Annotated in this window: 12 protein-coding genes; 3 read left to right on the top strand and 9 right to left on the bottom strand. The window is 67.2% G+C overall.

The features are described 5' to 3' along the window. Window positions 1–36: 36 nt before the first annotated feature. The gene (locus H570_RS16885) at window positions 37–744 is read right to left on the bottom strand and encodes a phosphoribosylanthranilate isomerase (protein ID WP_051176233.1); all 708 of its coding nucleotides are present in this window, start codon (window positions 742–744) and stop codon (window positions 37–39) included. A 172-nt stretch (window positions 745–916) separates the two neighbouring features. Here H570_RS16885 and H570_RS0108010 point away from each other — a divergent pair, with 172 nt between their 5' ends. Further along, complete coding sequence (locus tag H570_RS0108010) at window positions 917–1,744, top strand: right-handed parallel beta-helix repeat-containing protein (protein WP_027080278.1); 828 nt, start codon at window positions 917–919, stop codon at window positions 1,742–1,744. Between the two features lie 171 nt (window positions 1,745–1,915). Here H570_RS0108010 and truA read toward each other — a convergent pair whose 3' ends face one another. The 5 genes from truA to prmB form a co-directional block, all read right to left on the bottom strand. Then, window positions 1,916–2,704, bottom strand: coding sequence for a tRNA pseudouridine(38-40) synthase TruA (truA, locus tag H570_RS0108005; RefSeq protein ID WP_027080277.1), 789 nt, complete (start codon window positions 2,702–2,704; stop codon window positions 1,916–1,918). 21 nt (window positions 2,705–2,725) lie between these two features. Next, a complete protein-coding gene (locus tag H570_RS0108000; protein ID WP_051176232.1) occupies window positions 2,726–4,579 on the bottom strand; it encodes a type IV pilus assembly protein FimV in 1,854 nt (617 codons plus the stop codon). Window positions 4,580–4,589: 10 nt separating this feature from the next. Continuing rightward, on the bottom strand, window positions 4,590–5,636 hold the full coding sequence (locus tag H570_RS0107995; RefSeq protein ID WP_027080275.1) for an aspartate-semialdehyde dehydrogenase: 1,047 nt from the start codon (window positions 5,634–5,636) through the stop codon (window positions 4,590–4,592). Between the two features lie 132 nt (window positions 5,637–5,768). Next, window positions 5,769–6,941 carry a chorismate synthase gene (aroC, locus tag H570_RS0107990; RefSeq protein ID WP_051176231.1) on the bottom strand — a complete coding sequence of 391 codons (1,173 nt, stop codon included), beginning with the start codon at window positions 6,939–6,941 and terminating at the stop codon, window positions 5,769–5,771. A gap of 82 nt (window positions 6,942–7,023) precedes the next feature. Continuing rightward, complete coding sequence (gene prmB, locus H570_RS16880) at window positions 7,024–7,974, bottom strand: 50S ribosomal protein L3 N(5)-glutamine methyltransferase (protein WP_051176230.1); 951 nt, start codon at window positions 7,972–7,974, stop codon at window positions 7,024–7,026. A 99-nt stretch (window positions 7,975–8,073) separates the two neighbouring features. Here prmB and H570_RS0107980 point away from each other — a divergent pair, with 99 nt between their 5' ends. Both H570_RS0107980 and asd read left to right on the top strand, forming a co-directional pair. Next, window positions 8,074–8,718 carry an SCO family protein gene (locus tag H570_RS0107980; protein WP_027080273.1) on the top strand — a complete coding sequence of 215 codons (645 nt, stop codon included), beginning with the start codon at window positions 8,074–8,076 and terminating at the stop codon, window positions 8,716–8,718. Between the two features lie 282 nt (window positions 8,719–9,000). Next, entirely contained in the window at window positions 9,001–9,867 is an 867-nt protein-coding gene (gene asd / locus H570_RS0107975; RefSeq protein ID WP_027080272.1) for an archaetidylserine decarboxylase, read from the top strand. Between the two features lie 128 nt (window positions 9,868–9,995). Here the strand turns inward: asd and H570_RS19595 are convergent, their stop codons facing one another. From H570_RS19595 to H570_RS0107965, 3 genes are all read right to left on the bottom strand, one after another. After that, the gene (locus H570_RS19595) at window positions 9,996–10,448 is read right to left on the bottom strand and encodes a DUF4189 domain-containing protein (protein ID WP_425411554.1); all 453 of its coding nucleotides are present in this window, start codon (window positions 10,446–10,448) and stop codon (window positions 9,996–9,998) included. A 37-nt stretch (window positions 10,449–10,485) separates the two neighbouring features. Then, window positions 10,486–10,977: a hypothetical protein gene (locus tag H570_RS18890; protein WP_156899901.1), complete on the bottom strand. Its 492-nt coding sequence runs from the start codon at window positions 10,975–10,977 to the stop codon at window positions 10,486–10,488. Between the two features lie 807 nt (window positions 10,978–11,784). Then, window positions 11,785–12,046: IS3 family transposase (locus tag H570_RS0107965; RefSeq protein ID WP_027080271.1), on the bottom strand; the 262-nt coding region annotated here is incomplete at its 5' end.

Raw genomic sequence — 12,046 nt, 5'->3', positions numbered from 1 at the left:
CGCCGACGGGCGGCGCGCCGGGGTTGTCGTGGTTGCTCACTTCCGGATTCCGTTGGCCTTGGCTGCGGTGGCCGTGCCCGCTTCGATGTCCGGCGCGACGTGGCAATCGGCGCGCCGCACTTCCTCGACGAACTCGCGCATGCGGTCGCCGTCCTTGATGCCCGGCGACGCCTCGATGCCGCTGGACACGTCCACGCCCCACGGCAGCGTGTGCAGGATCGCGTCGAACACGTTGTGGGCACCGATGCCGCCGGCGAGGATCACCGGCTTGACCAGCCCGGACGGGATCCGCGACCAGTCGAAGCCGCGGCCGCTGCCGCCATCGACGCCATCGCCATGGCTGTCGAACAGGAATGCCGCCGCGGCCGGAAAGCGTACCTGCAGCGCAACGGCATCCGCGACCAGCGTATTACCCATGCCGATCGCCTTGACGTACGGCACGCCGAAGCCGCGGCAAAACGCGTCGTCCTCGTCGCCATGGAACTGCAGCAGCGTCGGCCGCACCTGCTTGACCACGTCGCGCACTTCGTCTGCATCGTTGTCGCGCAACACCGCGACCGCGTCGACCAGCGGCGCCAGCGCATTGCGCATCGCCCGCGCCTCGGCGGCGTGGACGCGGCGCGGGCTGCCGTCGGCGAAGACGAAGCCCACCGCGTCGGCGCCCAGTTCGCTGGCCAGGCGCACGTCGCCGGCACGGGTCATGCCGCAGAACTTGATGCGAGTGCGAAACAGGGTGCGGGACATTCAGGAAGTACCGGTGATGCAAACGTCAGGGCTGCATTGTGACATGGCAGGCTACCGCCATTGACGCTCCGGGAGCGGCTGCCGGGAAGATCGCGCGGCGCCGGCGGATGTCCTGTCCCCGCCGCGGCCCGCGTTGAGCCAGCAACATCCAAACACAACCCGAGGTCCGGCAATGCGCACCCACCGAATCGTGCCAGTCCTGCTCCTGCTCCTCGGCAGCCTGTCGATCAACAGCGCGCGCGCCGAAACCCATGCCACCTGCACGGGCTTCATCGATTCCATCCCCGCAACCATCAATACCCAGGGCGTCTGGTGCCTGCGCAAGGATGCATCGACATCGGTCACCTCGGGCGCCGCCATCACCGTGAACACCAATAACGTGACCATCGACTGCAACGGGTTCAAGGTGGGCGGGCTGGCCGCCGGCAACGGCTCGAAGACCAGTGGCATCTTCGCCGACGGGCGCCAGAACACCACGATCCGCCGGTGCAACCTGCGCGGCTTCCATCATGGCATCCTGCTTCAGGGAGACACCGGCGGTCATCTGGTGGAGCACAACCGGATCGACAACAGCCTGGCTGTCGGTATCGACGTCCGGGGCAGCAGGAACCTGATCCAGCACAACAGCGTGTTCGATACCGGTGGCGCGCCCGACAGCTTCAGCAGCATCGCGATCAGCGCCGGTGGCGACGTGGTGGACAACCAGGTCGAAGGCGTTTTCGCGGTCTGGGCAGATGCCTACGTGTTCGGCATCGATTTGACCGATGCGACCGGGACCGCGCGCGACAACCGGATTCGCAACCTCACTCCGAACGGTTCCGGCCGCGCAATCGGGATCAGCGGACTGGCCAATGCCAGCAGCGCCGTCGGCAACCATGTCGCCGCGGCGTATTTCGTGGTGCAAGGAGTTGGCATCTCCTCGATTCGGGCATGCGCCAACAATACGGTGGCGAGTTTCACCACCAGCTACAGCTGCAGCGCGAGCGTCGGCAACCTCTAGCGTTGCGCGGAACGCTGCGGACGGTGGCGGGGTTGGGCCATCGCCGGGATTCGGGAACGTCGCCCATGAACAACTGGAGCCACGGCTGACAGTCGCGGCCTGTCCGCATGGGGCGGCCCGCACGGCCTCTGCACCGATTCGCGCCGGGCATCGGAACCGGCTCCGCTCTGCTCAGTCCGGCAGCGTCACTTCCTGCGGCAGGCCGCACGCGGGCGGATACAGCGGCCCGACGAACACCAGCCCGCCAGGCCGTGCGGTGGGGCCGGCCAGGGTGCGGTCGCGGCCTGCGAGCAACTCCGCGATCCAGGTTTCCGGCCGCTCGCCCTGCCCCACCAGCAGCAGCGAACCGACGATGTTGCGCACCATGTGGTGCAGGAAGGCGTTGGCCTGCACGTCGACGTGCACGTACTCGCCGTCGCGCGAAACCACGATGCGCTGCAGGTCGCGACGCGCGTGCGGGGCCTGGCAATGGACGGTGCGGAAGGCGGAAAAGTCCTGTTCACCGAGCAACGCCTGCGCCGCCCGGTGCATCGCATCGGCATCGATCGGCTGCCGCACCCATGACAGGTACTGGCGGCCCAGCGCGGGCCGCATCGGGCGATTGAGGATGCTGTAACGGTAGCGCCGCGCGCGCGCCGAGAAGCGGGCACTGAAGTCGTCGGCCACCGGCACGCACCAGCGCACGCAGACCGCCTGCGGCAGGCGCGAGGTGGCGCCGAGCATCCAGCCGCGCGGTTCGCGCGCCGCGTCGCTGTCGAAGTGGACGACCTGGCAGCGTGCGTGGACGCCGGCATCGGTGCGCCCGGCGCAGACGGTCTCGACCTGCGCATTGGCGACGGACGACAGCGCCTGCTCCAGCAGCTGCTGCACGGTCGGCACGGCTTCGACGCCGGGCTTTCCAAGCCGTTGCCAGCCGAACAGGCCGCTGCCGTCGTACTCGACGCCGAGCGCGTAACGCATGGGGATCTTCTTCAGCCCGGCTCAGACCAGTTCGCGCAGCAGCCTTGCCGCCTCGCCGCGGGCGGCGGCGTCACCGCGGTCGGCCACTTCCTGCAGCAGCCCGCGCGCGGTGTCGACGTCGCCCAGTTCGATGTAGGCGCGCGCCAGCTCGATGCGGTCGTGGCCCGCGGGCGCCGGTTCCGCCTCGCTGGCTTCGTCGACTTCGTCGATTCCGGGTTCAGGCGCAGGCTCAGGATCCGGCACTGCGTGCGCCACCGGACTCGGCGCACTCGCGTTCGCCGCCGCACCGCCGGCATGCCACGTTGGCGAACCACTTGCGGCGGCACCGGCAGGCGCCTGCGGAACTGCGACAGCGTCGCGCGTCGCTGCCGGCGTAGCGGGAACGCTCGCCGCCAGCCGCGACGCATCGAACGCCGTGCGCCTGGGTTCGCCGGACTTGCGCCGCATCAGCAGCCACGCCAGCAATGCCACCACCACCAGCGCACCGCCCACCCACGGCCAGACCGGCGTCGCATCACGGGCCGGCGCGGCCTGCTGCGGCTGCGTGCTTGCCTCGGCCTGGCGCGCGGCCAGTGCCTGCTGGGTTTGCGCCAGCTTGCTGTCCTTCAGCGCGATGAGCTGCTGCTGGTCCTGCCGCAGCTTCTCCAGTTCGGCCACCTGCGCCTTCAGTTCCTGCACTTCGGCGTCGCGTGCCGCCAGGGTTTCCTTGGTCTGTTGCAGTTCCTGCAGCATGTCGCCCTCGCCGCCGGCCTGGATGCCGGACCGTGTTCCTGCCTGCCGCGCGTCCTTGCCGGACGGCGGTACGATTTCCAGCCGCGCATCCGCGGTGCGTGCCGTGTTCGCGGCATCGCCCGTGGTGCTCTTCGAATCCGCCTGATCGGCGACGGCGACGGCCGCCGGCTGGCTGGCCGGCTTGCGCATCTCGCGCCACTGCCCGACCTGCTCGTGCACGATCGCCCGTGCCTCGCGTGCGCTGTACTGCGACAGTTCGGACGCATTGGGCATGCGCAGCACCGCCCCACTCTTCACCAGGTTGATATTGCCCTTGATGAAGGCGTCGGGATTGGCGCGCAGCAGCGCCAGCATCACCTGGTCCAGCGAATGGCCGTCGGGGTCGATCTCGCGCGCGATCTTGCCCAGCGTGTCGCCCATCCTGACCGGCCCGTACTCACCGGGCGTCGCGGCCACGGGTTGCGCCCGCTGTTCGGCTTCCACAGCCGGTGCCGGCGCGGGCGTCGCTTCGATCGCACCTGACGGCGGAGCCTCGCTCGCCTGCTCCGCGGCCACCGGCGCTGCGGGCGGCGCGGTTTCCTGCGCGGGCGCCACGGCTTCCGCGGGCGGTGGTTCGGGTGCAGCCGCCGGCGTTGGCGCGACGGGTTCGCGGAAGATGGCGTTGCCGGGCGCAGCCACCGGCGCCTCGATCGGCGGCTGCGCGGGCGCGGACACCGTCCGTGGCGCATCGAGCAGGGCCGAGTATTCGCGGACCAGACGCCCCTGGCCCCAGTCCACTTCAAGCAGGAAGGTCAGCAGCGACTCGTCGACCGGCGCGGCGCTGGTCACCCGGATCACCGGCTTGCCCTGCGGGTCCAGCGCGACGCTGAACTGCAGCGTGGCCACGCTGGCGCCCGGCGGCTCCAGGCCGACGCGGGCGAAGGTCTCCGGCGATGCCAGCCGCACCTGCAGGTTCTCCAGCTCGCCCGGATCGCTGGAAACGATGGCGATTTCCGCCAGCAGCGGCTCGCCGCGCTGCGACTTGACCGTGAGCTGGCCCAGCCCCAGTGCGAACGCCGGCATCGCCAGCGCGAGGAGCAGCACCGCCAGCAATGGCAGCCATGCCTTGTGCAGTGTCCTGGTCACGCCCTTCCCCCGGTTCATGGCCCCGACTCTAGCCGCCGCGCCCGTCGATCCGCAACGCTCCGCCTTCACCGGCCACCAGTTCCGCGATCTGGACCGCGTTCAGCGCCGCACCCTTGCGGATGTTGTCCGACACCACCCACAGGTTCAGGCCGCGCTCGTGCGAGAGGTCGTCGCGGATGCGGCCGACGTACACCGCGTCGCTGCCCGAAGCATGCGTGACCGGCGTCGGATAGCCGCCGTCGACGTGCTCGTCGACCACTTCGATACCGGGCGCCGCCTCGAGCAGACGACGCGCGTCGGCGGCGGCCAGCTTGTCGCGGGTTTCGATGTTCACCGCCTCGGAGTGGCCGTAGAACACCGGCACCCGCACCACGGTGGCGTTCACGCGGATCGTGTCGTCGCCGAGGATCTTGCGGGTCTCCTGGACCAGCTTCATCTCCTCGGTGGTGTAGCCGTTGCCGGTGAATTCGCCGCCGTGCGGAATCACGTTGAAGGCGATCTGCACGGGATACACCTCCGGCTCGACCGTCTGGAAGTTGAGCAGCCCGGCGGTCTGGCGGCCGAGCTCCTCCAGCGCCTTGCGCCCGGTGCCCGAGACCGACTGGTAGGTGGCGACGTTGATGCGCTCGATGCCGGCCTTGCGGTGGATCGGCGCCAGCGCGACCAGCAGCTGCATGGTCGAACAGTTGGGATTGGCGATGATCCCGCGCGGGCGATCCTTCGCGGCCCCGGGGTTCACCTCGCTCACTACCAGCGGCACGTCGGCGTCCTGGCGGAAGGCCGAGGAGTTGTCGATCACCACGGCGCCGGCCGCGGCAAACTTCGGCGCGTATTCCTTCGACACAGAGCCACCCGCGGAGAACAGCGCGATGTCGACGCCGGCCGGGTCGAAGCTTGCCAGGTCCTGCACCACCAGTTCGCGATTGCCGAAGTGCACCTTTCCGCCGGCCGAGCGCTCGCTGGCCAATGCGACCACTTCGCCTACCGGGAAGTTGCGCTCGGCCAGCACCGACAGCATGACCTCGCCCACCGCGCCGGTGGCGCCAACTACCGCAACCTTGTACTGCCTGCTCATCGATTCTTCCTGCGGGCCCCTCGGGCCGAAATGTCGTCTTGCGAATGTTCACGTGCAGGAGCGGCCCATGGCCGCGAGCCTTGTTCCTGTGCGCGCACGAGTCCGGGAAAACCTCGCGGCCATGGGCCGCTCCTACGCGTCATGGGGTTCCGGGCCGACGCACCCCGGGATCCGCGGCACGACCTCGCGCACGTCGCCGCACTGCGCGCGATGGCGCAGCGCCTGGTCCATCAGCACCAGCGCCAGCATCGCCTCGCAGATCGGCGTGGCACGGATGCCCACGCAGGGGTCGTGGCGCCCGGTGGTGACGATCTCCACCACGTTGCCGTCCACGTCCACGCCCTCGACCGGCAACCGCAGGCTCGACGTCGGCTTGAACGCCACCGAGCACACCACCTGCTGGCCGCTGGAAATCCCGCCGAGGATGCCGCCGGCGTGGTTGGAGCGGAAGCCGCCGGGCGCCATCGCGTCGCGATGTTTGCTGCCCTTCGACGCAACCGAGGCGAAGCCGTCGCCGATCTCCACGCCCTTGACCGCGTTGATCGACATCATCGCCGCGGCAAGTTCCGCATCGAGCTTGCCGTACACCGGCTCGCCCCAGCCCGGCGGCACGCCGTCGGCGACCACGGTGACGCGCGCGCCCACCGAGTCGCCGGACTTGCGCAGCGCATCCACGAACGCCTCGAGTTCCGCCACCTGCCCGGCATCCGGCCAGAAGAACGGATTGCCCTCCACCGCGGCCCAGTCGTGCGAGCGCGGGACCACGTCGCCGATCTGCGCGAGGTGGCCGCGCACGCGCACGCCGTGGCGCTCGGCCAGCCACTTCCTGGCGATCACCGCAGCCGCCACGCGCATCGTGGTCTCGCGCGCGGACGATCGCCCGCCGCCGCGCGGGTCGCGGGTGCCGTACTTCTGCCAGTAGGTGTAGTCGGCGTGGCCGGGCCGGAACTGCCGTGCGATGCGGTCGTAATCCCGGCTGCGCGCGTCGGTGTTGCGGACCAGCAGCGCGATCGGGGTGCCGGTGGTGCGGCCTTCGTAGACGCCTGACAGGATCTCGACCGCATCCGCCTCGTGCCGCGCCGACGTGTGCCGCGTGCGGCCGGTGGCGCGGCGCGCGAGGTCATGGGCGAAGTCGTCCGCCGCGATCGCGATGCCGGGCGGGCAACCGTCCACCACGCAGCCGATGGCCGGCCCGTGCGACTCGCCGAACGTGCTGACGCGGAACAGATGGCCGAACGTGTTCAGGCTCGCCCCCTGGCTGGTGCCCCTGCCACTGGAAAACGAGGGCCGGCGTGGATCAGCCATTGGCCCCCAGAAAAAATGGAATCCTTCCTTCCCCGCTTCTTCAAGGCAAAGGAAGGCACCGGGCGTCGCAGTGCTGCGGCGCTCAAAACAGCGCGCCCGACGCCTCCGCTGCCCGCGGTTCGCGCGCAGCGGCCAGCTCGCGGATCCGTGGGTGGTGGGCGATCAGCTCGGAACACTCCACCGCGAAGATGCCCATCTGCCCGACCTTGAACTCGATCCACGCGAACTCGACGTCCGGCAGCAATGTCACCAGCGCGCGCTCGGATTCGCCCACCTCGCAGATCAGCAGGCCGTCCTCGCTCAGGTGCAGCGGCGCGTCGCGCAGGATCTTCAGCACCAGGTCCAGGCCGTCGTCGCCCGCGCGCAGGCCCATCTCCGGCTCGTAGGAATACTCCTTCGGCAGCGCGTCGGTCTCGGCGTTGGTGACGTAGGGCGGATTGGTAACGATCAGTTCGTAATGCCGCCCGGACAGCCCCGCGAACAGGTCGGACTTGAGCAGCTTCACGTTGCCGGCCTGCAGCCGCGCCTTGTTCTCGGCGGCCAGCGCCAGCGCGTCGTCGGACAGGTCCACCCCGTCCACCTGCCAGTCCGGGTTGTAGTGGGCCATGGCGATGGCGATGCAGCCCGAGCCCGTGCACAGGTCCAGCGCACGGCGCACCTCGCGCCCGCCCAGCCAGGGTTCGAAGCCGGCTTCGATCAGTTCGGCAATCGGCGAGCGCGGCACCAGCGCGCGCGGGTCGCTCTTGAAGCTCAGGCCGGCGAACCAGGTCTCGCCGGTGAGGTAGGACGCCGGGATGCGCTCCTCGATCCGGCGCAGGAACAGCGCCAGCACCTCTTCCTTCTCCGCCAGCGTCACCTTGGCCTGCCCGTAGGCCGGGCCGAGGTCGTGCGGCAGGTGCAGCGCGTGCAGCACCAGCTGGGTGGCCTCGTCGATCGCGTTGTCGTAGCTGTGGCCGAACGTCAGCCCCGCCGCGTTGAAGCGGCTGGCGCCGTAGCGGATCAGGTCGATGATCGAGTGCAGTTCGTCGGTCATTGCGGCGCACGGGCTCGGCGGGGCAGCCGGGCCGGGAAGTATAACGGTGGCGCGGTTATCATGGCCTCACTTCAAGTATCGCGTGAAGAAGCCCCCGCCATGTTCAATCGCACCACCCTGATCATCCTGGTCATCGCCGTGGCCGCCGGCCTCGGCCTGCTGGCCTCGCAGAAGTTCTTCGCCACGCCCGCGCCCGCGGGGCCGGCGATGCAGACCGTCACGCTGTTCCCGCAGCCGCGCGAACTGCCCGCGTTCGCGCTGCGGCAGTCCGACGGCACCCAGCTGGTGCCGGGCGAACTCAAGGGCCACTGGACCCTGGTGTTCCTCGGGTTCACCTACTGCCCGGACGTCTGCCCCACCACCCTGGCCGAGCTGGCGCAGGCGCAGAAGCAGTGGGAAACCCTGCCCGAATCGACCCGCCCGCGGGTGCTGTTCGTGTCCGTGGACCCCGAGCGCGACGACCCCGACCGCATCGGCGAGTACGCCCACGCCTTCCACCGCGACACCCTCGCCGCGACCGCGGACGTGCCGGCGCTGGAGAACTTCGCCCGCTCGCTGTCGCTGGTGTTCGCCAAGGCCCCGGCCGCCGACGGCGCCCCGCCCGAGAGCTACACCATCGACCACTCAGCCACCATCGCCGTGCTCGACCCGCAGGGCCGCATGGCCGGCATCATCCAGCCGCCGCTGAAGCCCAAGGCGATTGCCGCCGACCTGGCGGCATTGACGCAGGCCTCGTACAAGTAGCGCCTGCCGGCGGGGCTGCCCCGTCCGAACCCCGCTCCCGCGGCGATATCGCCCCGGATTCGAGGCCTCTCCCGCCGCGACAGCGCTCCGGATTCGAGCCCCTCTCCCGCCGGGACGTCACCCGGGGTTCGAGCCCCTACCCCGCGAGACATTGCCCCGGATACGAGCCCCTCTCCCGCGTGCGGGAGAAGGGTTGGGGTGAGGGGCGCCCTTCGCCCCATGCGCGTCGCCCCTCCGCCGCCGCCCTCACCTTCCCGTGGCATTTCGGATACAACACCACCCATGAGCCTCGTCACCGCCCTCACCTACGTCCTCCCGCACCGCCTGCTCTCCACGCTGGCGCGGCGCCTGGCCTATTCCGACAACCCCAGGCTCAAGCAGTGGCTGATCGACACGGTCACCCGCAAGTTCGGCGTCAACCTGTCCGAAGCGGCGCAGCCTGATCCGCGCGCCTACCCCACGTTCAACGCCTTCTTCACCCGCGCCCTGAAGCCCGGCGTGCGCACGCCCGACCCCGACCCGCGCGCCCTGCTGATGCCCGCCGACGGCCGCATCAGCCAGTGCGGCCGCATCGAAGACGGCCGCATCTTCCAGGCCAAGGGCCAGTCGTTCACCGCCGCCGAACTGCTCGGCGACGAAGCCGCCGCCGAACCCTTCGCCAACGGCCTGTTCGCCACCGTCTACCTGTCGCCCAAGGACTACCACCGCGTGCACATGCCGTGGACCGGCACCCTGCGCGAAACCGTGCACGTGCCAGGACGCCTGTTCTCGGTAGGCCCGGACGCGGTGCGCAACGTGCCGCGCCTGTTCGCCCGCAACGAGCGCCTGGCCTGCCACTTCGACACCGACTTCGGCCCCATGGCCGTGGTGATGGTCGGCGCCCTGCTGGTCTCGGGCATCGAAACCGTGTGGAGCGGCGAAGAAGTGCCCGAGTACGGCGACACGATCACGGTGAAGGACTATCGCACCGGCGACGACGGCGAACCGATCACGCTGGAGCGGTTCGGGGAAATGGCGCGGTTCAACTATGGATCGACGGTGATCGTGCTGCTGCCGCACGGCGCAGCAGAACTGGCTGAGGGTCTTTCCGCCGAATCGCCAGTGCGTCTTGGACAAGTACTGGCTCGCCTCGCGCAGGCTACACCCTGAACGCGCGAGACGTATCGGGACTATCTGCCTTTAATCTTGAAGTCTGGATTGGATCGTCTTGATCAAGCTTCAGAGCCCTATAGAAGCTTACAACCAACTCAAGATCAGCTTTGCACCCAATTCTTTGACTATTGAACTCGCCAAGCGAGGCTGCACCCAGACCAAAAAGTCCAACAACTGGTATTGCCCTGTGACCTGCAATCTTGCATCGCCAATTCAGTTGCCCGTTCAACTGTTACGGCATTCACAATATTGGTACCTGAGTTCCCAGCAACGACTACCGCACACTGGTTTACAAACTCTCTAGCAGATACGCACCTGCCTCCCCCTCTTCTCTTGCACTCTTCGATCGCCGCCTTGCGCGCCTTCCGTTTACTCGGAAAGTCGGTAACGATTCCATAAGTACTTACGCCATCCGATGCAATTGCACCCCAACTATCCGCCCATATGATATTTGGCTTGATGGGCGCTGACGCCCCTGTGTGCTCAGGATCAACTTGAGAAGAAGGGCCGCACTGCGCACTGCCAGAAGCAACCCCCTGAGGACAAGCAGTTTGCGCCAAAGCAATATTGCTCGCCATCAGCAGGAGTACCGCTGCCATGATTTCATTTCGCATATCACGCCTCCGATGGCTTAAAATCTTTCTTTGGCATGACGGAATTGAGTTCAGGAGCTCCATAATGAGCTTGTATCCTAGCACCGAGTGCATACGGCGAGGTTACTGACGCCGAGTCTTGGCGTTGAGTTTCGCTATATGACCTCGGCTGCACCCCCCCTGGATTCCCCCCATGCCCCGGTGGATAGCTGTTGCCTGCGCCCCAGCGACCGTCTCGCGAGGCACGAGCGCCACCATCGCTGCTGAAGGCGGTATAGGGAGTGAACGCACCCAGCATGCCTTGGAAAAAGGCCGCAGCCATCGGCGGAGCCGTCACGATCAAGGCCGTCAGAATCAGCCCCAGGCCACCTTGTTGCAACGCCATGCTGTTGACGCCTTCCGTACTCGCGCCGGTGAATCTTCCCACCCAGAATGCAGCGGACACCGCCAGCACCATCTTCAAGTCAATGGCGACCATGACGCTCAACAGCGCCAGCGAGAACATCGTGCCCATGTCGTAGAACAATTATTTACTTAAGCCCCGGTTGGTCTATTCGAACAGCAGGTACAAGACGACATCAGGCCCGGACAGGCAAAGAACACATAGCCAAGATTTCTCGAGTCCATCAACGAAGCCTGGCCAAACTGCACTACATCCCATGATTGCTTCTCGAGGATATGCCGTCCGCGCCAACACTTCGCAGCTCATCACAACGGAGCTCTCAATAGCGCCGCCGCAAACGAATGCTCGACCTTCAGCTCACACTCCCAATGGACTCTTGAGTTCTTCGACCTGCCAGATTCTCGAAGATCTATTGAATCCTCCTCGCAAGACTACAGCCCGAGTAGCAGATCCGGCAGTTGGTGTCACCTCTCTCGCCGCATGACTTCATTCCAATCTCTACAGCACGTTCCTAAGTCGCGGCACGCACAGCATTAAAACCAGAATCCCCTGTAATGATCACTGCGCATTGATTCTTATAGGCAAACTCGAGCTTGCAATGCCCCCTCTCTGCACTCTTGGATTGCTGCTCTCTTCGCATCCCTCTTGCTGGCCAGATCAGTGACTGCACCCGCTACGCCGTGGCCATCTGTCGCAATGGCACCCCAGCCGTCGGCCCAGAAGAGCGGCGGGAGACTTCGCACATACGGCGCATTTTCGCTCGGATCAGGAGCAGTCATTGATGACGGGCCACACTGAGCACTGCCTGCCGATACCCCCTGTGGGCAAACTGTTTGCGCAGAAGCAGAACCCCATACCAGCAACAGTGATGCAGCTAGGATCAAGCATTGGACTGCTGCCGGTTCCGTGGACACCATCCTAAGCTATCTGTAGTTGCTGCTCGTACTGCGCGGGGCTGATGTAACCCAAGGTCGAATGACGACGACGGGTGTTGTAGAACCGCTCGATGTAATCAAACACATCGGCCTTGGCTTCGTCGCGGGTGCGATAGACCTTGCGATCGGTGCGCTCGGCCTTCAGCGACTTGAAGAAGCTCTCCATCGCCGAGTTGTCCCAGCAGTTGCCCGCCCGGCTCATGCTGCAGGTGATTCCCATCTCGTCGAGCAGGCGCTGGAACTGG

Source organism: Luteimonas mephitis DSM 12574 (genome assembly GCF_000422305.1).
GTDB classification, from domain to species: Bacteria; Pseudomonadota; Gammaproteobacteria; order Xanthomonadales; family Xanthomonadaceae; genus Luteimonas; species Luteimonas mephitis.
The sequence above is the reverse complement of the archived record's forward strand: the minus strand, read 5'-3'. Positions and strand labels throughout refer to the sequence as shown.